Genomic DNA, 20,676 nt, shown 5'->3' on the forward strand with positions numbered 1-20,676 from the left:
TACTATGAAGGTAGAGCAAATTTATACAGGGTGTTTAGCACATGCAGCGTATTATATAGAAAGTAAAGGTGAGGTTGCTATATTTGACCCCTTAAGAGAAGTTCAGCCCTATTTAGACAGAGCAAATAAAGATGAAGCAAAAATTAAATATATTTTTGAAACTCATTTTCATGCTGATTTTGTTAGCGGTCATTTAGATCTAAAGAAAAAAACAGGAGCTAATATTGTCTTTGGTCCTACTGCAAAACCTGGTTATGATGCGATTATTGCTGAAGACAATGAGGTATTTAATATTGGAGATTACAAGATAAAAACAATACATACTCCTGGACATACCATGGAAAGTACCACCTATCTTTTAATTGATGAAAATGATAAAGAATACGGTATAATAACAGGTGACACCTTATTTATTGGCGATGTTGGAAGACCAGATTTAGCACAGCATATTGTTACTGACCTTAATGAAGAAAAACTTGCGGGTCATTTATTTGATTCATTACGGAATAGAATAATGCCTTTAAGCGATCATATTATTGTATTTCCTAGTCATGGTGCTGGATCTGCTTGCGGAAAAAATATGAGTAAAGAGACTACTGATACTTTAGGACATCAGAAAGAAGTAAATTATGCACTTCGCGCCGACATGACTAAAGAAGAGTTTACTAAAGAATTATTAGATGGATTAGCTCCTCCTCCTGAATATTTTCCTTCAAATGTATTAATGAACATTGAAGGATATACTAGTTTCGATGAGGTAATTAACAAAGGTAAAACTGCTTTAAATGTGAATGCTTTTGAAATTGCTGCTAACGAAACTGGTGCAATAGTAATAGATGTTAGGCATCAAGATGACTTTACAAAGGGTCACATTCCTCGATCTATATTTATTGGTTTAGATGGTACATTTGCTCCCTGGGTTGGATCGCTTATAAAAGATGTAAAACAAACTATTCTTCTTGTGGTTCCAGCTGGAAGAGAAAAAGAAGCTATTACAAGATTATCTAGAGTTGGTTTTGATAATACTATTGGATACTTAGATGGTGGTTTTGAAGCTTGGAAAAAAGCTGCAAAAGAATATGACAAAGTAACTTCTATTTCCGCTGAAAAATTTAAAGAGGCCATTGAAAAAGATAATGTGCCAGTGTTTGATGTTCGTAAGGAGGGCGAATTCCAAGCGGAGCATATTGTTGATGCAAATCATACTGGTTTAGACAAATTAAATGAACATTTAGCTGAATTTCCAAAAGATGAAAATTTTTATGTGCATTGTGCAGCAGGATATAGGTCTATGATTGCATCGTCGATATTAAAAAGCAGAGGGATTCATAATTTAATTGATGTATATGGAGGTTTTAATTCTATTAAAGAAGTAGGGATTAAGACCACTAATTTTGTTTGTCCATCAACATTAAAATAGAAAAAAAATGAAAAATGTTAATCAAAAGGAATGGAAAAATCTAATTGCAAACGATTCTAATGCAATAATTATTGATGTAAGAACACCTCAAGAATGGGATGATGGTGTGTTTGAAAATGCTGTTCTAATGAACATACAAAATACTGCCAGTTTTATTGATGATATAAAAAAAATGACCCTAACAAATAACTTTTATTTGTATTGCAGAAGTGGAGGAAGAAGTCAGATGGGATGTCAAATACTTGAATCATTTGGTGTTAAAAACACGTTTAATCTTCTAGGAGGCATTATGGTCTGGGATGGTAAAACTGTTTCTCCTTCAAGCAAATAATTAAAATAAAATATATAATAATTTTATTGGTTGATTAGTTAGTAAAGGAAGTTTTATGCGGTTAATCCTTTTATTTTAAAATTTGAAAATGTTTTTATGAAATCAACTCTTGTAATTCAAAATTTAAAATGTGGCGGCTGTGCAAATACCATAACTACTAAAATTTCATCGCTTGAATATATTACAGATGTTGAAGTTGATGTTGAAACATCTTCAGTATCTTTTACTTTTCAAAATGCAAATGAGTTACAAAAAGTCAAAGAAAAATTAGCTCATCTAGGCTATCCAATTGATGGGGATAAAAACTCGGTAGTTTCTAAGGCTATTTCCTATGTAAGCTGTGCAACAGGCAAAATGTCCAATTAAACTTCGCAGATACAATATTTTATGAATTTTGATGAAAAGTATTGGAATGATCGATATAAACTAAATGACACCCGTTGGGATATTGGGTTTATTTCTCCTCCCTTAAAAGAATATTTTGATCAGCTAACAAACAAAAATCTAAAAATATTAATCCCTGGAGGTGGCAATTCTTATGAAGCTGAATACCTTCATCAATTAGAGTTTACAAATGTATATGTTGCTGATGTTTCAGAAATTGCATTAAAAAACATTACAACTAGAGTTTCAGATTTTCCAAAACATCATCTATTGCATAGTAATTTTTTTGATCTTCAAGAGGAATTTGACCTCATCATTGAACAAACATTTTTTTGCGCTATTAATCCTTCTCTTCGGAATAATTATGTCTTAAAAGCAAGCCAGCTATTAAAAACAAAGGGTGAAATTGTAGGGCTACTTTTTTTAATTCCTTTAAATGAAGACCATCCTCCTTTTGGAGGGAATAAAGAAGAGTATCACGTTTTATTTAATTCTTTCTTTCATATTAAAATCATGGAACCTGCATTTAATTCTATCCCAAAAAGAATGGGTAATGAATTGTTTATTAAATTGATGAAAAAATAAGTTACCTTTTTTTAGTACGAAACCCGGACACCAACTGTCCGAAAAATCCTTTTGGAAATGTTTCTTCATCAGGAAACCCTATTTCTAAGGTTCCACTATCTTCTGGCACATAATTAGTTTTAAAAATATAATCCCAAAGACTCAAACTGATAGCAAAATTAATTCCCTGATTTCTCCCTTCAGGCAATGCCTTAACATGATGGTATAAATGCATTACTGAATTATTAAAGACATACTTTAGAGGTCCCCAGGTTATTTTAATATTTGCATGATTTAGGTGTCCTATCATGATGGCAATAAAGTGAACGATAAATGCTTGTTCTGGCTCAAAACCTCCTAAAATCATTACGCCAAAAGTTTTTAAAGGCTTATAGAAAATGTTTTCCATCCAATGGTATCTAAGGTGTGCTGCAAATCCCATTTCTTTTACTGAATGATGTACTTTATGAAAACGCCATAAAAAATTATATCGATGTAAAAGAACATGTGTAAACCACTGTACAAAATCGAGAACAACAAAAAATACAAGTAGCTGTGCCCAAATTGGCCAATGTGTTATATTAATTATTGAAAGACTTTTAGCGGTAATTCCAATCTCATTAAATAGAACACCTAATATTTGAAACACTCCACTTATGATGATGGCAAAAATGAAAAAATTAAAAAACATATAAAATCCATCCAACCAAAAATCTTTTCTAATTATAGACTGGCTTTTACGCCAAGGAAAAACTATTTCTAATACCCAAACAAATAACGAAATAACAATTAGTCCCCAAAAATAATTAGTATACCAAGCCACATCAAATAGAATTGAGCTCCAAGTCCATTGTACTGTTTCCGAAAAAGCATTCGTAAATGCTGTGATATATTTTTCCATACTTAATTATTTAATTCTGTTATACTATCTTTTTCAAAAGGGAGTTCTTCAAAATAACTCCATTCGGTCCAAGAACCATCATAATTATATACATGTTGTAAGCCTAATACTTCTTTTAATACAAAATAAGTGTGAGCTGAACGAACCCCAGAATGACAATAGGTAATAATAGTATCTGTTTCTGAAATTTGTAACGCAATCATTAGTTCTTTCAATTCTTTAATTGACTTTAATTTCTTATTGTTTGAATAATCTATAGCTTTATCCCAATCGAATAATATACTTTTCGGAATTCTGCCTCCTTTTAAAGCTCCTTTCTTTTGTCTTTTTCCACTAAATTCATCTTCAGTTCTTGTGTCCAATATAATTGCTTTTGAATTTGAATTCAACTTCTTTAATAATTCGTTTTTTGAAATATTAATTGAAGCATCTAAGTTATTCTGTAAAGTAAAATAACTCGATTTATAAATTGATTGTTCAGAAGAGATTGCTCCCTCATTATCTTTCCATTCATCAATCCCACCATTTAATATTTTTACTGATTTAAAATTATAATATTGTAATACCCACCAAAATCGTACCGCGTCACAAGAACCACGATCATCATAAACTATAATCAAATCGTTATTTTTTATACCTAAAGAACTAAACAAAATTTCTATTGTTTCTGCCTTAGGTAGCATTCCTCCATAAGGAAATGAATCATTTTCAAAATCATCTCTCCAAATTTGAATCGCCCCTTCAATATGCCCTTTATTATAACTTTTTCCTTTTCTGAAATCAATAATTTTTACATTTGGATTGGAATAAATTTGTAACATTTCAGTTGCTTCAACTAAATAGGGCAGCGCTTTTATTTCAGAAGAAATAGAAGAATTTTTAACTGAAGATTTCACTGCAGGCGTTTCATTTTTACATGAACAGACAGCAATGAATAAAACAAAATAAAGGCTAATTTTCCAGCGCATACCATTCAATATTAGTTAAACCTTCTCGCCTTCCTTTTTTCATAGGAGCATAATGGACAGCTAAATAATTAACGATAATTTCTTCATTCCCTCCTAAATCCCATAAATTTTGTGTTTCCTGCATCCATTTAATTGAAGCAATCCATTGTTCTTTTGTCATTCTATTCTGAGTTACAAGTTTTGCAGAATGACAATTCGTGCAATTATTTATTACAACCATTAACCCTTCACCCTCAACAAATCCTGTTTTCACATGAATTCCATTTTCAATTAAATCTTCATCAACCTCAACAGGTGTAATGGTATAATTTTTTGGAATTGGTTCTTTATAATACTCATTTAAAAATATTGGAAAACCTAAAACAACAATAATTAAAAAAGTAAAAAACACCAATAGCAACTTATAAATAGAAGTTACCTGGTCTTTAAAATTTTTATGTTCTGATTTTTCTTTCAATTAATAAACTTTTACTGCAATTCGGTGGCAGGCATTATTTAAATATCCTTTTGGATTCCATCCAGGTAATAACATAGGCTGAGCAACTCCATTTGAATCTGTTGCTCTTGCCCAGACTTCGTAATATCCTTTTTTAGGGAAGGTAATTTCAGTAGAAAAATGTTGCCACGCTAATCTGTTAGCTGGTTGTTCAACTGGACAATTTTGCCATGTAGCACCAAAATCAATTGAATATTCCATTTTTTTTACTTCTAATTCCCCAGCCCAAGAATGACCTCTTATGCTTAATTTTTTACTTTTCTTAATTACAGCTCCAGATTTTGGGTAGGTAATCAATGACTTAACAGGCATGGACTCGATAATACACATATCTTCATCCTTCACCTCAGCTCCTGGAGCAACAGACTCACAGGGAATACGATACGCAGTTCCCTTCATTTTAGTTCCATCGTGTTCTTTATCTCTAATACTTATGGTATGAATCCATTTCCCTGAAACAGAGGCAGGCCATCCTCCTGCAACTAATCGTAATGGATATCCATGAGATAATGGAATGGGTTCGCCATTCATAGAAAATGCTAATAAGGTCTCATCTTGTAGCGCTTTCTCCATTGGAGCTCCCCGAGAAATCGGCTCCTTTTTAGGGTCTAAACTTAAATGTTTATCTGCCGCATGATACCCAATATAAACCGCATTACTTTTAATCCCAACGTCTTCTAAAACGTCTCGCAAACGAACTCCGGTCCACGCTGCACAAGAAACCGCTCCAACAGTCCATTGGTTCCCTTTTGCGGGCGGATTAAATTCACTGCGCCCATTTCCTCCACATTCTAATGTTAGTTGATAGGTGTGCTGTTTAAACTTAGATTTTAATTCATCTAACGTATATACTTTTTTCTGTGAAGCAGATTCTCCTTCAATTGTTAAGGTCCATTTTGAACTATCTATATTTTCTGGAATAATCCCATTATTTCGAATAAACATAGATTTATTTGGAGTAATCTTATCGTCTAATAAATGAGCTTTTGCTTCTATGTTCCATGGTTTGTCATTTAAAACTACCATTTCTTTGTCAAGTCCAAACATTTTAAAGGGGTCTGAGTCTTGAAGTGCCAATGGTTCATAACCCTCTAACATGGAGGAACCAAAAACTATTTCTGTTCCAATGAGGGCTGCCATTGAGCCTAATAGGGTGTTTTTTACAAATTTTCTTCTTTTCATTATAGGGAAACTTATTAAAAAAGAACAGATTAAAAAGTAACAAATGTTACACTTGACGATGTTACTAAATTCAACTAATTTTTACACTCTAAATTTAATGAAAATTAATCACTATTGTTTTTGTAAAACTAAAGTAGTCATGCAACGTATATCATTAACATTAACTGTTCTCAAAGGCTCTAAAAAAGTTAATTGATGTGTTGTCATTATTGCTTTTAAGATAGCTTTTGTAAATAGAAATCGATGGCTTGTATCTGGTAAAACATAAACTCCTCCAGATAAAAGCTTTATTTTATCTTCAATTCCAAAAGTTGAGGTCGTTCTAATAAATATGGAACCTTTAACTTTAAGTACCCTTATTATTTCAGAAAATATAGTTAAAAAATGTTTCGTGTTTTCAGCAAAATGAAGCACTGCATTGCAAATAACATGATTAAAATATTCATCTTTAAAGGGAAGGTTTTCAATTTCTGAACAACTAATTTTAGAAGCTATATTTGGATATAAATTTTTAGCATTTAATAAAGCTTTCATGTCTTTATCTACACCATAAATGTCATAATTATTCTGATAAAACCAATGAATATTTCTTCCTGTTCCACAACCCACATCCAATATTTTTTCCCCTTTCTTATACCTAGATTTTAATATCTGATCTAGTAAGTAAATGTCTGTATTTCCAATGATTTCTTTAATATTATTTTCCATTCTAAAATATTCTTATAACACTTGTCACAAGATAACATTTTCTTTTTTTGATCTATGTGATTTTTGTTAACTACAATTATAAATAGTTAATGAAATTGAAGCAACTATTGTAATTATAAAAAAAATCAATTTCTTTGTAAAATAATTTAAGCAACATGGATTGGATTTTTAAACCTTGGCCTTGGTATATTACAGGACCGTTAATTGCTTCTGTAATGGGCTTATTGCTCTACTTTGGCAGAACATTTGGAATGTCATCGAACCTACGTACTTTTTGTGCTATTGGTGGAGCTGGAAAATATGTTTCTTTTTTTAATATACGCTGGAGAGACTACCTCTGGAGTTTAACGGTGGTTCTTGGGTCTGTAATTGGCGGCTATATAGCTGTTACATTTTTATCTGATCAAAGTATTTCTACCATTAATCCAAAAACAATCAGTGAACTAAACGCCCTTGGTTTTTCAAATATTGGCTACACGCTATTGCCTGATGAATTTTATGGAATGGAGGCAATTACTTCAGTAAAAGGGCTTCTTATATTAATTATTGGCGGATTATTAGTAGGATTTGGCACTCGATATGCTGGAGGTTGTACCTCTGGACATGCGATAACTGGATTAAGTAGTTTACAAAGACCTTCTTTAATAGCAGTCATTGGTTTCTTTTTAGGAGGTTTGATTACTGTTAATTTTATTTTACCCTATATAGTTTAACAGATGAAGTATTTAAAATTTTTACTCGTTGGAATTTTCTTCGGAATTGTTTTAGTTAAATCTGAAGCCGTTTCCTGGTATCGTATTTATGAAATGTTTCGTTTTCAATCTATACATATGTATGGAATCATTGGAACAGCTATTGGGACAGGTATGCTATTTTTGCAGTTTTCAAAAAGGTTAAAGCTTAATAATATACAAGGAAAAGAAATAACAGTACCCTTAAAAGATAGAGGGTTTACTAGATATATAGTTGGAGGCACTATTTTTGGGTTTGGATGGGCACTTATAGGAGCTTGTCCTGGCCCTATGTATATCTTGATAGGAACTGGAGCTTTTTCAATGGGTATTGTATTAGCAGCTGCAACATTAGGAACCTTTATTTACGGCTTGGTCCGTGATAAACTCCCTCATTAATATACTCAAAATAAATAGCTTTTAGGAAATTTTTAGGTAGCTATTTTTCTTTTATTGAGGCATAAGTTTTCAAGCATAGGCTAAATTATGGTTGCAAATTTTAACAAAGAGAAAAGGAAAAAGAACAAGTAAAAAGCCGAAAAGCTATTTGTTTTGAGTACATATTACATTTTATATACCCAATCGGCAGGATTCATCTTATTTAGGTTCTTATAAATAAGGAATTTTAATAACGTTTTACCAGTTACAGGATTGGTGTAAATTGTTCCTAATTTTTGTTTAGTACTTACCTTATCACCCTTTTTTACTAAAACAGTTGCCATGTTATTATAGATCGTTATATAATTACCATGCTGAATGTAAATAGCTTTATTAGCTCCTTTTAATTGTTGAATCTGCATCACTTCGCCTTCAAAGACTGCGCGTGCAATTCCATTTTTTGCTGTTGCTATTTCTACACCACTATTAAAGGTTGTGACATTAGGTAACTGAGGGTGTTGCTGTTTTCCATACTTTTTAGCTAGGATTCCATTTTTTACAGGCCAAGGTAGTTTTCCTTTATTGTTAGTAAAGCTGGCCGCCAAAGCTTTTGCTTCTGCTGTTAAAGCGAATGTTTTTGAAGAAGTTGTTTTTGTTTTAGAATTTTCTAAAGCTTTCTTATTGGATGCCGCTATTGCAGCCTTTATTAATGCGTCGATTTGTTTGTCAATTTTGTCAGCTTCTTTTTGCTTTTTACGAATCTGACTCGCAAACTTGCCTTCATTCTCTTTAAGAGTAGCTACTAATTTTTCTTGATCTTTTTTTTCTTTTGTTAATTCATTTTTAGCAATTTTATTTTCTTCAATCAAAGCCTTTTTATCTTTTTTCTGAGCAATTAAATCGATATTTAATTGTTTCAGAAGTTCAGATTTAGCATTTATATTCTCTCCTTGTTTTTTTCTATGTTTCGTATATTGATTCATATACTTAACTCTTTTATAGGCTTGAAGAAAATTTTGTGAAGAAAGTAAAAACATGATTCTACTTTGCTGAGATTTACTTTTATATGATTTTACAATCATACTGCTATAATCCTCTTTTAATTCTTTTAACTCATTTCTTAATTGCTCCATATTATTAATGTTTTCATTAATCTCACGGGTCAATAAATTGGCTTGCTGATTGGTTATTCTAATTAAATTTTCACGAGTTGAAATTCTGCTATTTAGGTTTTCTACTTGCGTTAATACAGATTTCTCTTCTTTCTTGGTGTCAAAAAGTAATCTGTTAATTTGAGTGATTTCATTGATAAGAGACTGTCTTTTTTCTTCTAAACGTTTTTGTTTTTCAGATTGAGCAGACAAGGATGTAAACATTAATAATCCTAATGCTAAAAAAAGATATATGTGAAAATTTTTCATTTATTTTAAAACGAGTTCTTTATAGCCTTCAGGTATAGTAAACGGAAAACGTACCGATGGATTGTGGTCGATTTTTTTAAACTTTAATTCAATGCTTGTTTTCTTATTGTTTTCAGAAGTTAAAATTAAAACTTCAGAGGGATAATCATCCCCTTCAATTTTTTGGTAAGTTCCATAATCTACAGACAGTAATCTATGATCATTAGGTTGTGATAAGGTTTCTAAAGCTACCTTAAAATTACTTGGGTTTAAAAGTATAGAATGAATAAAATTTTCAGGTTGTTGCTTCGGTTCTATCTTATATTTATTCTCATATATCGTAGAAGTATACTTAGACTTATCTAGTTTAAATATAGACTGTCCTAGCAATATATTTTGAACTTTATTAAAATCTAATTCTGTGCCTAACCATTCACTTAATAATTGATAATCTCCATCAAAATAGGAGCCAGATAACTTTTCATAATAACTCACTCTCTCTGTGGTAATATTGATTTTTGCAAAAGTGAACCCTAACATTGATGCTTTAATCCAAATGGTTTTATCTTTTTTCATTCGTAAACTAACTGTAATACTTTGTGATTTTTTATTGTCACTATAATTCACTTGTACTCTAGCTGCTAGTGTTTTAAAATTTGGAATAGCAACTTCATGCGTTTTAATTATATCTTTTAATGCTATATTATGATCTGCCATTGATGATCCTTTTACCACTTTACTAGTTTTACAAGAATTTAAAAACACAGCTAATACTAAACATACAACTAGCCTTGAAAATGGTATTCTTGGAGTGCATTTATTATTATTCATAGTTTTAATTTGAATATGATAATTCAGAAGCTTTCTTTTTGTAAAAATCTGCTTTTTTACTGTTCCCTTTCGCTTGATAAGCAATACTCAATTGTTGGTAAAAATCATGCTCCATTTTAGGATTATCTAAAAGAAAATCAAGTCCAATTTCTAAGTTTTCAATAGCTAATTCTGGTGCATTTAATCCATTATTTGCTACCCCATTAATTAGATATAACAAAGCTTGTGCTGGAAATATTTCTAATGCTTTTACGCTTAAATTTGAAGCATCATCATATTTTTTAAAATCGATTTGAAGTAACAAAGTGCTTTTGATCAAGCTAAAATTATCATTGTCTTTTTCTATTCCTTTTTCATAAAATATTAGTGCTTGTTCTTTCTTCTTTTTGTTTAAAAAATAATCTCCAATTGTTTCATAAACTTTGCTGTTATTTTCTTCGGAAAACAAACTGACTACTTCTTCTAATTCTATTTCATATTGTGGGTTAGAATTCACAAAAGAGATAAAATCGCTCAGTACTTTATATTTACTTTCAGCATCAATATTAGAAGATTTAAAAACAACCTTCATTGATTGTATCGCTTCTTTTGCATTGTCTTTATCCAGATAAAATTTATATAATGCTAAATGTACTAATTGAGATTTCGGAAACTCTTTAAGCAATTCATTCGCTGTTTCAAATGCCTTATCACTGTTTCCTTGATCACTATATAAAAAGATTAGATTAAGGTATTCCTTTTCGTTTTTGGTTTTATTATTAATCTTATTTTCTAGATTTTCAATTTCTTTATCGGAATTTCCTGTTGCTCTATAAATTCGCGTTCGTAATGCATCTCTATAAGTGCTTTCTCCCCATAAAACATCTAACTCATCTAAGAGGTCTAATGCTTTATCGTATTGTTTTGTTCGATGGTATAAATTTGCTAAATCTTCTTTATAATCTTCATCAAAAGGAATTAGTTTTACAATTAAAGGAATGGCTGCTTCATAATCTCTTTGTATATAATACAAATCGTATAAAGCTTCCATGACATCAAGTTGATTCGTTTCTGTCTCTAAGACCTTTTTAAAGAAAGATTCAGCTTCATCGTATCTCTTAAGTTTCGCAAAATTTTTAGCCCGCTCAAAACATATAACTGATAAATTTTCTGGATGTTCTTTTGTCGCAATTTCAGCTCTATCGAGTGCTTTTAATGCTAGCTCGTAATTTTCAATTCCTTTTTGTTTTAAAGCTTCAAAAAAGTTTTCCTGAAAAGCATCACTTACATTTCCTAAATCATCGGTAGGTTTTTCATTTTGAGCTATAGTTTCGCTTTGGAATAATATAATTCCGAAGAAAATCAATACGTAATATGAAAAATTTCTATTCATTAAATTGTAGTCAACTTATTCTAACGTTGAATAATCGCCGACACTAATTGTTGTAAAATTGCCATCAAATTTTACATGGTTCCCAATCATTGCATTGTCTAAAATAGCATTTTTGATTAATGTTTCGTTTTGGATTATACTATTTTTAACGTTACTATCTTCAATTCTTGTGTTTTTACCAATGGAAGCAAAAGGCCCCACTGTACTATTTTTTAGAATAACTCCTTCGCCTATAAAACAAGGTTCAATAATTTTTGAATTCTCTAAAATGAGGGTATCAGCAACTAGTTTTTCATTATCATCTGTCAAAAAACCTAACATTCTTCTATTGGTTTCAACAGTCACCTCTTTATTTCCGCAATCCATCCATTCATTAACGGTACCGGTTTTAAAGATCTTACCATCAGCCATCATTCTTTTTATTCCATCATTGATTTGGTATTCTCCGCCATTAATTATTTCGTTTTCGATCACATAGGTTAGTTCCTTTTTAAGAACACTAACATCCTTAAAATAATATATCCCGATAACAGCTTGGTCACTCACAAACTGTTCTGGTTTTTCAACTAATTCAGTTATTTCGTGCTTTTCGTTTAAATTAACAACTCCATAGGCTTCAGGATTCTTAACTCTTTTAGTCCAAATAACGCTGTCTGCATCTTTATCTAAATCGAAGTTTGCCCGTATTAATGTATCTGCATAAGCAATCACTGCGGGACCTGATAACGAAGGTTCAGCACACATAATTGCATGACCTGTTCCTAGTGGGTTTAATTGTCTATAAATACTTGCTTTAGCTCCTAAACTTTCAGCTAATTCTATTAAGCTGGAAACAACCTCTTCACCAAAAAACGCAGGGTCTCCCAGTATAAAAGCAATTTCTTCGATATCTTCATTTAATAAATGAGCAATGTCTGCTACTAATCTATGAACTATTGGTTTTCCTGCAACTGGAATTAAAGGTTTTGGCACTGTCAGTGAGTGAGGGCGTAGTCTTGATCCTCGACCTGCCATTGGGACTATTATTTTCATATTTATGCTGTATTTCGACTCCGCTCAATATAAACTCCAGCGGGGATTTTTTTAATTAAACTATATTTTCAAATAGGTCTCGACTGCGCTCGACCTGACAATTCTCTTTATTTAACTCCCGTACTTCCAAATCCACCTTCACCTCTTTTAGTTTCAGATAAAGTTGAAACTTCTTCCCATACAGCTCTTTCGTGTTTGGCAATGATTAATTGAGCAATTCTTTCGCCATTTTCAACTTGAAAATTATCATTTGAAAGATTCACTAAAATCACTCCTATTTCACCTCTATAATCTGCATCTATAGTTCCTGGAGCATTTAAAACTGTAATCCCTTTTTTTGCAGCAAGCCCACTTCTTGGACGAACTTGAGCTTCAATTCCCACTGGCAACTCAATGAAGAGACCTGTTTTAATAATAGCCCTTTCTAAAGGTTTTAATGTGATTGCTTCCTCTAAATTAGCCCTTAAATCCATCCCTGCGGAAGCTAATGTTTCATAGGAAGGTACTGCATGATTAGAAGTATTAATAATCTTTATATTCATCTAAATTTCTTTTTTTAATATTTGATGTATTTCTTTCTTTTCAGAAAAATATATGGAAGAAACAAACACCAATAATAGTGCAGTTCCTATCAAAATATTTCCGTCAAAAATATAGAATGAAAGTACCGAAAATACAACAGATAACACTATATAAAATCCTATTTTTTTAAGGTTATAAGGAACTCTATAATGTTTTCTTCCAAGGAAATAAGAAAGAACCATCATACTTCCATAGGCAGCTAAAGTTGCTATTGCAGATCCTTTATAGCTAATGATTGGTATCAATATAATATTTAAGCTTAGGGTTATGATAGCTCCAAAAACAGAGATATAGGCGCCAAATTTGGTGCGGTCTGTTATTTTATACCAAACAGAAAGGTTATGATATAATCCCAAACATAAATTAGCTAATAATATAATGGGAACTATCGAAATCGCTTCCCAAAAAGTGCTATCAGGAATTAATAACCGTTTAAATATATCTAAATATACGACGACAAATAAAAGAATAAAACTTCCAAAGGCGGCAAAGTATTTAGTGATAATAGCATAGGTTTCTTTGGCATTTTCACTTTTTGCATGTTGAAAGAAAAATGGTTCAATCCCTAATCGAAAAGCTGTTGCAAATAAGGTCATAAATACACCTAATTTGTAGCATGCAGCATATACTCCTACTGTAGCATCTGCAATCGTAGGGTCCAGCATATATTTAAGAAGTATTTTATCGAATGCTTCATTGATTGAAAAAGCGATACCTGCAATTAATACTGGAATTGCATACCGAAGCATTTGTTTCCATATCGCTCTATTAAACTTGAAGCCGATTTTTACATATAAGGGTAATAATATTAATAAGGTAACTCCACTAGCAATAAGGTTTGCTATAAAAACATAGGCGACTTTATTGTTGTCTTCTAATAAAATATCATTCCAAAAGGAAGAAGTATCATTGTTAGCCCAAATAGGTAATACTAAAAAGAAAAATAGATTAAACCCTAAGTTAATTACGACGTTAAATATTTTAAGAAGTGCATATTTCTTGGGTTTTTCATTGGCCCTAAACCAAACAAAGGGAAGGACTGCTAGTGCATCTAAGGCCAATATAATTAAGCCATATGTAACATACTCAGTTTTATATTCTAACAATTTAGAAAGTGAGTCGCTGAAGAATAATAAGACCGTTAAAAATAATAAGGTAGATATGGTAAGGGATCTCAATGCAGTAGATTGAACCACCTCTTTCTTTGAAATATCTTTATTGATGAATCGAAAAAAAGCGGTTTCCATTCCATAAGAAAGCAACACATTTCCTAAGATTAAAAATGCCATTATAGAAGCATAAAGCCCATACTGTTCTCTACCTAAAACTACAACGTAGAGCGGCACTAAAAAAATGGCTAATGCACGTGGTAACACAGTTGCAAGACCATAAATAAATGTTTGTTTGAAGAGTTTTTTGAAAATACTCAATTCACTTATTTTTAAGGCTTAAAAGTATTGAAAATTAATTTGTAAACGACTATTAATTCTTACTATTAGGGTTCCCTTGAGGATATGCAAGCATCGGTTTTTCCTCAATGTTTTCAATTTTAAAATAGGCAAGATTGCCATTATTCATATAACTTATTACCACATCATTATATGATAATTGAAATGGAAATTTAATTGGAGGTGTATTGTTAGCTTCTTTAACAGGATCACTATCCATAATTATTCCATCCCTTAATTTATTATTAATAGCGCCTGTATATTCATTTTTAGAGCCATTAGCTTTAGTAATCTGATCTCTAAGGTATATGTTTTTAATTTCAACTTCTTCATTCAAATTTTCAAAAGTAATTTGGATATTGGTTCCCGAACTTCCTTCTTGAGCACCAGCTGCCCATTTCTGACTAAAAATTTTACTAATAACAAAGGGAGGGACTTCTACTAATTTATATTCTGAGGTTATAGATTTTGAGCTACCACAATTAGAAAAGCTTAAAATTATAAATGAAATTCCAATTAAACCGAAAATATATTTTACTCGTTTCATACGTATGCTTTTATAGGAAGATTCAAAAGTCCTGCCATAAATTTACAAAATGAGAATGAGTAATTAATGAAATCATATTTTTAAAGTATGACATTCTACCTATTTCTGAAGATACTCAATCAATTCCAACTTCTGAAGTAGAAAAAATTAGAGTTTATATTTATAATAAAATGTAATTAATACAGGATATAGCTTCAAATTTAATAAATTGAATAAAATATTTCCGATACCTTTCGGGATTATAAAGCATATTCTATGAAAAAAATAATCTCAATCCTTCTAATAATATTCGTTTATTCTCAAACTATGGCACAAAAAACAAATATGACTTCCGAAAGTCTTATTAAATTAGGAAGGGTTAGCGTAAAAGGTATTTCAAAGGATAGTAATCAAATTGTTTTTGGAGTTTCTAAGTATAGCTTTACAACTCAAAAAAAAACCAACAATCTATATTCAGTTAGTATAGATGGTGGTGAATTAAAAAAAATTACTAAAAAAGAAACAAAACTTATCGATAAATCTATTTCACCAAATGGAGAATATAAAATTAAGGTAAAGAATGAAAAGTTAAAAAATGTTACTGGAACAGATTTTCATCCCGATGTGAAAGACAGTAATGTACTAATTTATGATGAACTTAATTACCGCCATTGGGATGCTTGGGAAGATGGTAATTATAGTCATATAATGTACCGATCAAATTCCGAAAAAAAGGAAAACTAATTGATATAATGAAAGGGGAGCCTTTTCATTCCCCACAAAAACCTTTTGGCGGGGATGAAGATTATTTATGGTCACCCGACAGTAAAAATATTTTATATGTGACAAAAAAAGCTAGTGGAACAGCGTATGCTATTAGTACCAACACCGATATCTTTAGCTATGAATTAGCCACTGGAAAAACCACCAACTTAACCGAATATAATAAAGGGTACGATACTTCGCCTACATTTTCTGATGAAGGTCAATTAGCATGGCTTCAAATGAAACGAGATGGATACGAGTCTGATAAAAATGATATTATCGTTCGTATAAAAGGAAAAGATATTAACCTTACTAAGGATTGGGATGGAACGGTAAATAGTTTTATTTGGGCAAACGATAGTGAAAAAATATATTTTGTAGCACCCGTTTTAGGAACGGTACAGATTTTTGAAATTGCAATACCAACTTCTTCAGAAAGTACAATAAAAAGTCCACGAAAAATTACAAATGGACAGTTTGATGTTCACGGAATTATCGGACAAGTAGGTGAAAAACTTGCTGTTTTAAGAAGGGATATGAATCATGCTTCCGAAATTTATTCGGTGGATATTACTTCAGGAAGCATGGCACAATTAAGCTCTGTAAACGACAAGGTCTATGCGAACACAAATCTTGGAAAAGTTGAAAAAAGAATGACTAAAACTACCGACGGGAAAGACCTGCTTTCTTGGGTAATTTATCCTCCCGATTTTGATTCTAGTAAAAAATACCCAACCTTATTATATTGTCAAGGTGGTCCTCAAGGTGCATTAAGTCAATTTTATTCTTTCCGATGGAATTTTCAATTAATGGCAGCTAATGGATATATAATTATTGCTCCAAACAGAAGAGGAATGCCAGGGTATGGTGTAGAATGGAACGAACAAATTAGTAAAGATTATGGTGGTCAAAATATGGATGATTACCTTTCTGCTATAGATGATATTTCGAAAGAAGATTATGTAGATAATAATAGGTTAGGTTGTGTTGGCGCGAGTTATGGAGGCTATTCAGCTTTTTATTTAGCGGGAAAACATGAAGGAAGGTTTAAATCATTTATATCGCACGATGGTATTTTTGATTGGCGAAGTATGTACGGAACTACAGAGGAAGTATTTTTTCCTAACTGGGATTTAGGAGGAGCCTTTTGGGATAAAAGCAATAAAGCAGCTCAGAAAGCCTATACTGAATTTAATCCTACTACCTATGTGGACCAGTGGGATACACCAATGCTGATTATCCAAGGTGGTAAAGATTATCGAGTTCCTATTGGTCAAGGATTAGCTGCTTTTCAAGCTGCACAGTTAAAAGGAATTAAAAGTAAATTGGTGTTTTTTCCAGAAGAAAATCATTGGGTGTTAAACAACCAAAATAGTCTGGTTTGGCAGCGTGAATTTTATAAATGGCTTAAAGAAACGTTATAGTTTAAGAGTTATTAAAAACTAAAAAACGCCTTCTGAAATTTTCAGAAGGCGTTTTTTATATTCTATTCAACTAAAGCCTAATCTATCTTGCTAATGCCTCGCTTAAGAACATATTTGGCTTACGCCTAATCTATCCTGCTAATGCCTCAGCACCACCAACGATTTCTAATATCTCGTTTGTAATAGCAGCTTGACGTGCTTTGTTATATTGTAATTTTAAAGCATCTCTTAATTCAGTAGCATTGTCGGTAGCTTTATGCATCGCTGTCATACGTGCACCATGCTCACTTGCAACAGAATCTCTAATAGCTTTAAATAATTGTGTTTTTAAACTCTTCGGAATTAATTCTTCAACAATTTTCGCTTTTGAAGGTTCAAAAATATAATCTGCGATTTGAACATTTTCATTTGTTTTTTCTGAAGCAATCGGTAAAAATTGTTCTGTTAATACAAATTGAGTAGCAGCATTTTTAAAGTTGTTATAGACTAAAACAATTTTATCGTAAGATCCATTTGCAAATAAGTCCATTAATTGTTCCGCAATAGCAGCAGTATTATCATAAGTAAGATCATCAAAAATCTCATTATTATTAAATACTATTGTGTTTGACTTTCCTAAAACATCATTTCCTTTTTTACCAAGAGTAACTAAATCTACTTTTTGATTGCTATACGTTTCAGATGAAAGTAAAGCAGTCTCTTTGATTATATTACTATTAAATGCCCCAGCTAAACCTCTGTTTGAGGTAATAGAAACGATAAGAACATTCTTTACCTCTCTTTGCTCTGCAAACTGACTTCCACTATCTCCTTCTAAAGAAGCACTTAAGCTTTGAAGTAATTCGGTTAATTTGTTAGCATAAGGACGCATGGCCGTAATAGCATCTTGAGCTTTCTTCAATTTTGCAGCAGATACCATTTTCATAGCACTAGTAATCTGCATCGTTGAAGATACTGAAGCAATTCTATTCCGTATTTCTTTTAAGTTTGCCATTCTATTTAAAATTTAGTTTCAAGAAGTAAAAAGTGAGATGGTTATCTCACTTTTTACAACAGAAATCTAATTATATTTTGCTGAAAGTTCTTTCGCTACATTAACTAATACATCAAGAACCTCATCGGTTAATTTACCAGCTTTTAATGTATCTAAAGAATCTCTATGCTTAGCATTAAGATACTCTATGTAATCTCTTTCAAATTCTTTTACTTTATTTACAGGCACTTTATTTAACAAGTTTTTAGAACCTGCATAAATAATTGCAACCTGATCTTCAACAGTGTAAGGGTCATTTTGACCTTGTTTTAAAATCTCAACGTTACGTTGACCTTTTTCAATTACATTTAAAGTTGCAGCATCAAGATCAGATCCAAACTTTGCAAACGCTTCTAATTCACGAAATTGAGCTTGATCTAATTTAAGTGTACCTGCCACTTTTTTCATTGATTTAATCTGTGCATTACCACCCACACGTGATACCGAAATACCTACGTTAATTGCTGGTCTTACCCCTGAATTAAATAAATCACCATCTAAGAAAATCTGTCCGTCCGTAATAGAAATTACGTTGGTTGGAATATATGCAGATACATCACCTGCTTGAGTTTCAATAATAGGAAGTGCCGTTAAAGATCCTCCTCCTTTTACAATACCTTTTAATGATTCTGGAAGATCATTCATGCTTGCTGCAATTGCATCATCATCAATTAACTTAGCAGAACGCTCTAATAATCTTGAGTGTAAGAAGAATACATCTCCTGGATACGCCTCACGTCCTGGTGGACGACGTAAAAGAAGAGATACCTCACGGTATGCTACCGCTTGCTTAGATAAATCATCAAATACAATTAAAGCAGGACGTCCTGTATCTCTAAAGTACTCACCAATTGCTGCACCTGCGAAAGGAGCATATACCTGCATTGGAGCAGGATCTGATGCATTTGCAGCAACAATAGTTGTATATGCTAAAGCACCTTTTTCTTCTAGTGTTTTAGCAATTAATGCTACTGTTGAAGCTTTTTGACCTACGGCAACATAGATACAATAAACAGGCTCACCTGCATCGTAAAATTCTTTTTGATTTAAAATAGCATCAATACAAACCGTAGTTTTACCAGTTTGTCTATCACCAATTACCAATTCACGTTGACCTCTACCAACTGGAATCATAGCATCAATTGCTTTAATTCCTGTTTGTAATGGCTCGGTTACCGGTTGACGATAAATTACACCAGGCGCTTTACGCTCTAATGGCATTTCGTATGTTTTACCAGTAATTGCACCTTTACCATCAATGGGATGACCTAAGGTATTTACTACACGTCCAACAATTCCTTCACCTACATTAATAGATGCAATTCGTTGTGTACGTTTAACTGTAGATCCTTCAGTAATTGCTTTAGAATGTCCTAATAATACTACACCTACATTGTCTTCTTCAAGGTTTAGTACAATTCCTTCTAAACCGTTTTCGAATTCAACTAATTCACCATATTGTACATTAGAAAGTCCGTATACACGGGCAATACCATCACCAACAGTTAATACACTACCTACCTCGTCTAATGAAGCGGTTGAATCGAAACCTGAAAGTTGTTTTCTTAATATTGCTGAAACTTCAGCTGGTTTAACTTCTGCCATTTTGTTTAATTAAATGTAGCCCTTAACCTAAGTATTGGACTATTTAGATTATATACTTTTACTAAATTCTCTTTTTATTGTTGCTAGCTTATTTGCTATACTAGCATTGTATTGTAAATCTCCAATTCGAAGAATAAATCCTCCAATAATTGATTCATCAATTTTATGTTCTAACGATACTTTTGAGCTTCCTGTAAGTTCTTTCACTTTAGCTAATACTTTTTCCTCTAATTCATTAGAAAGAGGTACTGCTGTAGTTACTTGAGCCACTTTAACTCCTTGTTCTTCGTTGTATAATTCGATATATTTATTTGAAACCTCAGCTAACATACCGGTACGTTTGTTATCTACTAATACTTTAATAAGTGATTTTGTAGTATCTGATTGGTTTTCAAAAATTGTAAGCAAGGCTTCCTTTTTATCATTTGCATTTATTACAGGACTATTTAAAACATTCTGTAATTCTTTACTTGCCTTGATAGTTGAAGATACACATTGCATGTCTTCAAAAACTTCAGATGCTTTAGTAGCATCTGTTACTTCTTGTAAAACTGCTTTTGCGTATCGTATTGCTGCTCTGCTTCCGCTCATTGCT

The 20,676-nt window shown here is 31.9% G+C and carries 23 protein-coding genes; 8 read left to right on the forward strand and 15 right to left on the reverse strand.

Annotation, left to right across the window (positions count from 1 at the left end; all coding sequences use genetic code 11):
• The first annotated feature begins 4 nt into the window (after window positions 1-4).
• The 4 genes from ABXT64_RS05105 to ABXT64_RS05120 all read left to right on the forward strand — a co-directional run bounded on the left by ABXT64_RS05105 (window position 5) and on the right by ABXT64_RS05120 (window position 2,720).
• Complete coding sequence (locus ABXT64_RS05105; protein WP_443634459.1) at window positions 5-1,420, forward strand: MBL fold metallo-hydrolase; 1,416 nt, start codon at window positions 5-7, stop codon at window positions 1,418-1,420.
• A gap of 7 nt (window positions 1,421-1,427) precedes the next feature.
• Window positions 1,428-1,751, forward strand: a complete 324-nt coding sequence (locus ABXT64_RS05110) for a rhodanese-like domain-containing protein (protein ID WP_443634460.1) — start codon at window positions 1,428-1,430, stop codon at window positions 1,749-1,751.
• Between the two features lie 96 nt (window positions 1,752-1,847).
• A complete protein-coding gene (locus ABXT64_RS05115; RefSeq protein ID WP_443634462.1) occupies window positions 1,848-2,117 on the forward strand; it encodes a heavy-metal-associated domain-containing protein in 270 nt (89 codons plus the stop codon).
• A 21-nt stretch (window positions 2,118-2,138) separates the two neighbouring features.
• Window positions 2,139-2,720 carry an SAM-dependent methyltransferase gene (locus ABXT64_RS05120; RefSeq protein WP_443634463.1) on the forward strand — a complete coding sequence of 194 codons (582 nt, stop codon included), beginning with the start codon at window positions 2,139-2,141 and terminating at the stop codon, window positions 2,718-2,720.
• Between the two features lies 1 nt (window position 2,721).
• Here the strand turns inward: ABXT64_RS05120 and ABXT64_RS05125 are convergent, their stop codons facing one another.
• The 5 genes from ABXT64_RS05125 to ABXT64_RS05145 form a co-directional block, all read right to left on the reverse strand.
• Window positions 2,722-3,600: a sterol desaturase family protein gene (locus ABXT64_RS05125; protein WP_443634465.1), complete on the reverse strand. Its 879-nt coding sequence runs from the start codon at window positions 3,598-3,600 to the stop codon at window positions 2,722-2,724.
• Window positions 3,601-3,602: 2 nt separating this feature from the next.
• Window positions 3,603-4,568, reverse strand: a complete 966-nt coding sequence (locus ABXT64_RS05130; RefSeq protein WP_443634467.1) for a sulfurtransferase — start codon at window positions 4,566-4,568, stop codon at window positions 3,603-3,605.
• Window positions 4,552-5,025, reverse strand: coding sequence for a monoheme cytochrome C (locus ABXT64_RS05135; protein WP_443634469.1), 474 nt, complete (start codon window positions 5,023-5,025; stop codon window positions 4,552-4,554). The genes ABXT64_RS05130 and ABXT64_RS05135 overlap by 17 nt, the downstream gene beginning before the upstream one ends.
• A complete protein-coding gene (locus tag ABXT64_RS05140; protein ID WP_443634471.1) occupies window positions 5,026-6,246 on the reverse strand; it encodes a sulfite oxidase in 1,221 nt (406 codons plus the stop codon). It abuts the gene before it with no gap.
• Between the two features lie 111 nt (window positions 6,247-6,357).
• Window positions 6,358-6,954 carry a class I SAM-dependent methyltransferase gene (locus ABXT64_RS05145; protein WP_443634472.1) on the reverse strand — a complete coding sequence of 199 codons (597 nt, stop codon included), beginning with the start codon at window positions 6,952-6,954 and terminating at the stop codon, window positions 6,358-6,360.
• Between the two features lie 155 nt (window positions 6,955-7,109).
• Between ABXT64_RS05145 and ABXT64_RS05150 the strand changes: the two genes are divergently transcribed.
• Complete coding sequence (locus tag ABXT64_RS05150; protein ID WP_443634473.1) at window positions 7,110-7,667, forward strand: YeeE/YedE family protein; 558 nt, start codon at window positions 7,110-7,112, stop codon at window positions 7,665-7,667.
• A 3-nt stretch (window positions 7,668-7,670) separates the two neighbouring features.
• The gene (locus ABXT64_RS05155; RefSeq protein WP_443634475.1) at window positions 7,671-8,084 is read left to right on the forward strand and encodes a DUF6691 family protein; all 414 of its coding nucleotides are present in this window, start codon (window positions 7,671-7,673) and stop codon (window positions 8,082-8,084) included.
• Window positions 8,085-8,248: 164 nt separating this feature from the next.
• Here ABXT64_RS05155 and ABXT64_RS05160 read toward each other — a convergent pair whose 3' ends face one another.
• The 7 genes from ABXT64_RS05160 to ABXT64_RS05190 all read right to left on the reverse strand — a co-directional run bounded on the left by ABXT64_RS05160 (window position 8,249) and on the right by ABXT64_RS05190 (window position 15,275).
• A complete protein-coding gene (locus ABXT64_RS05160) occupies window positions 8,249-9,484 on the reverse strand; it encodes a murein hydrolase activator EnvC family protein (RefSeq protein ID WP_443634476.1) in 1,236 nt (411 codons plus the stop codon).
• On the reverse strand, window positions 9,485-10,294 hold the full coding sequence (locus ABXT64_RS05165; protein WP_443634478.1) for a DUF4292 domain-containing protein: 810 nt from the start codon (window positions 10,292-10,294) through the stop codon (window positions 9,485-9,487).
• A 4-nt stretch (window positions 10,295-10,298) separates the two neighbouring features.
• The gene (locus tag ABXT64_RS05170; protein ID WP_443634480.1) at window positions 10,299-11,666 is read right to left on the reverse strand and encodes a tetratricopeptide repeat protein; all 1,368 of its coding nucleotides are present in this window, start codon (window positions 11,664-11,666) and stop codon (window positions 10,299-10,301) included.
• A gap of 15 nt (window positions 11,667-11,681) precedes the next feature.
• On the reverse strand, window positions 11,682-12,698 hold the full coding sequence (locus tag ABXT64_RS05175; protein ID WP_443634481.1) for a sugar phosphate nucleotidyltransferase: 1,017 nt from the start codon (window positions 12,696-12,698) through the stop codon (window positions 11,682-11,684).
• 107 nt (window positions 12,699-12,805) lie between these two features.
• Window positions 12,806-13,240, reverse strand: coding sequence for a dUTP diphosphatase (gene dut, locus ABXT64_RS05180; RefSeq protein ID WP_443634483.1), 435 nt, complete (start codon window positions 13,238-13,240; stop codon window positions 12,806-12,808).
• A complete protein-coding gene (locus tag ABXT64_RS05185; protein ID WP_443634485.1) occupies window positions 13,241-14,710 on the reverse strand; it encodes an oligosaccharide flippase family protein in 1,470 nt (489 codons plus the stop codon).
• 52 nt (window positions 14,711-14,762) lie between these two features.
• Window positions 14,763-15,275, reverse strand: coding sequence for a hypothetical protein (locus ABXT64_RS05190; RefSeq protein WP_443634487.1), 513 nt, complete (start codon window positions 15,273-15,275; stop codon window positions 14,763-14,765).
• A gap of 255 nt (window positions 15,276-15,530) precedes the next feature.
• Between ABXT64_RS05190 and ABXT64_RS05195 the strand changes: the two genes are divergently transcribed.
• Entirely contained in the window at window positions 15,531-15,998 is a 468-nt protein-coding gene (locus ABXT64_RS05195) for a hypothetical protein (protein ID WP_443634489.1), read from the forward strand.
• 8 nt (window positions 15,999-16,006) lie between these two features.
• On the forward strand, window positions 16,007-17,443 hold the full coding sequence (locus tag ABXT64_RS05200) for a S9 family peptidase (protein WP_443634490.1): 1,437 nt from the start codon (window positions 16,007-16,009) through the stop codon (window positions 17,441-17,443).
• A 130-nt stretch (window positions 17,444-17,573) separates the two neighbouring features.
• Here the strand turns inward: ABXT64_RS05200 and atpG are convergent, their stop codons facing one another.
• The 3 genes from atpG to atpH form a co-directional block, all read right to left on the reverse strand.
• On the reverse strand, window positions 17,574-18,437 hold the full coding sequence (gene atpG, locus ABXT64_RS05205; protein ID WP_443634492.1) for an ATP synthase F1 subunit gamma: 864 nt from the start codon (window positions 18,435-18,437) through the stop codon (window positions 17,574-17,576).
• A 66-nt stretch (window positions 18,438-18,503) separates the two neighbouring features.
• A complete protein-coding gene (atpA, locus tag ABXT64_RS05210; RefSeq protein ID WP_443634494.1) occupies window positions 18,504-20,081 on the reverse strand; it encodes a F0F1 ATP synthase subunit alpha in 1,578 nt (525 codons plus the stop codon).
• 48 nt (window positions 20,082-20,129) lie between these two features.
• On the reverse strand, window positions 20,130-20,672 hold the full coding sequence (atpH, locus tag ABXT64_RS05215) for an ATP synthase F1 subunit delta (protein ID WP_443634496.1): 543 nt from the start codon (window positions 20,670-20,672) through the stop codon (window positions 20,130-20,132).
• Between the last annotated feature and the right edge of the window lie 4 nt (window positions 20,673-20,676).

Source organism: Candidatus Marifrigoribacter sp. Uisw_064, from assembly GCF_047730175.1.
Taxonomy (GTDB): Bacteria; Bacteroidota; Bacteroidia; order Flavobacteriales; family Flavobacteriaceae; genus Marifrigoribacter.

What these genes read in the sequence shown, in the direction of transcription:
- ABXT64_RS05105 (WP_443634459.1), top strand. Translation starts at nt 5, where the DNA reads ATGAAGGTAGAGCAAATTTATACAGGGTGTTTAGCACATGCAGCGTAT.
- ABXT64_RS05110 (WP_443634460.1), top strand. Translation starts at nt 1,428, where the DNA reads ATGAAAAATGTTAATCAAAAGGAATGGAAAAATCTAATTGCAAACGAT.
- ABXT64_RS05115 (WP_443634462.1), top strand. Translation starts at nt 1,848, where the DNA reads ATGAAATCAACTCTTGTAATTCAAAATTTAAAATGTGGCGGCTGTGCA.
- ABXT64_RS05120 (WP_443634463.1), top strand. Translation starts at nt 2,139, where the DNA reads ATGAATTTTGATGAAAAGTATTGGAATGATCGATATAAACTAAATGAC.
- ABXT64_RS05125 (WP_443634465.1), bottom strand. Translation starts at nt 3,600, where the DNA reads ATGGAAAAATATATCACAGCATTTACGAATGCTTTTTCGGAAACAGTA.
- ABXT64_RS05130 (WP_443634467.1), bottom strand. Translation starts at nt 4,568, where the DNA reads ATGCGCTGGAAAATTAGCCTTTATTTTGTTTTATTCATTGCTGTCTGT.
- ABXT64_RS05140 (WP_443634471.1), bottom strand. Translation starts at nt 6,246, where the DNA reads ATGAAAAGAAGAAAATTTGTAAAAAACACCCTATTAGGCTCAATGGCA.
- ABXT64_RS05145 (WP_443634472.1), bottom strand. Translation starts at nt 6,954, where the DNA reads ATGGAAAATAATATTAAAGAAATCATTGGAAATACAGACATTTACTTA.
- ABXT64_RS05150 (WP_443634473.1), top strand. Translation starts at nt 7,110, where the DNA reads ATGGATTGGATTTTTAAACCTTGGCCTTGGTATATTACAGGACCGTTA.
- ABXT64_RS05155 (WP_443634475.1), top strand. Translation starts at nt 7,671, where the DNA reads ATGAAGTATTTAAAATTTTTACTCGTTGGAATTTTCTTCGGAATTGTT.
- ABXT64_RS05160 (WP_443634476.1), bottom strand. Translation starts at nt 9,484, where the DNA reads ATGAAAAATTTTCACATATATCTTTTTTTAGCATTAGGATTATTAATG.
- ABXT64_RS05165 (WP_443634478.1), bottom strand. Translation starts at nt 10,294, where the DNA reads ATGAATAATAATAAATGCACTCCAAGAATACCATTTTCAAGGCTAGTT.
- ABXT64_RS05170 (WP_443634480.1), bottom strand. Translation starts at nt 11,666, where the DNA reads ATGAATAGAAATTTTTCATATTACGTATTGATTTTCTTCGGAATTATA.
- ABXT64_RS05175 (WP_443634481.1), bottom strand. Translation starts at nt 12,698, where the DNA reads ATGAAAATAATAGTCCCAATGGCAGGTCGAGGATCAAGACTACGCCCT.
- dut (WP_443634483.1), bottom strand. Translation starts at nt 13,240, where the DNA reads ATGAATATAAAGATTATTAATACTTCTAATCATGCAGTACCTTCCTAT.
- ABXT64_RS05190 (WP_443634487.1), bottom strand. Translation starts at nt 15,275, where the DNA reads ATGAAACGAGTAAAATATATTTTCGGTTTAATTGGAATTTCATTTATA.
- ABXT64_RS05195 (WP_443634489.1), top strand. Translation starts at nt 15,531, where the DNA reads ATGAAAAAAATAATCTCAATCCTTCTAATAATATTCGTTTATTCTCAA.
- ABXT64_RS05200 (WP_443634490.1), top strand. Translation starts at nt 16,007, where the DNA reads ATGAAAGGGGAGCCTTTTCATTCCCCACAAAAACCTTTTGGCGGGGAT.
- atpG (WP_443634492.1), bottom strand. Translation starts at nt 18,437, where the DNA reads ATGGCAAACTTAAAAGAAATACGGAATAGAATTGCTTCAGTATCTTCA.
- atpA (WP_443634494.1), bottom strand. Translation starts at nt 20,081, where the DNA reads ATGGCAGAAGTTAAACCAGCTGAAGTTTCAGCAATATTAAGAAAACAA.
- atpH (WP_443634496.1), bottom strand. Translation starts at nt 20,672, where the DNA reads ATGAGCGGAAGCAGAGCAGCAATACGATACGCAAAAGCAGTTTTACAA.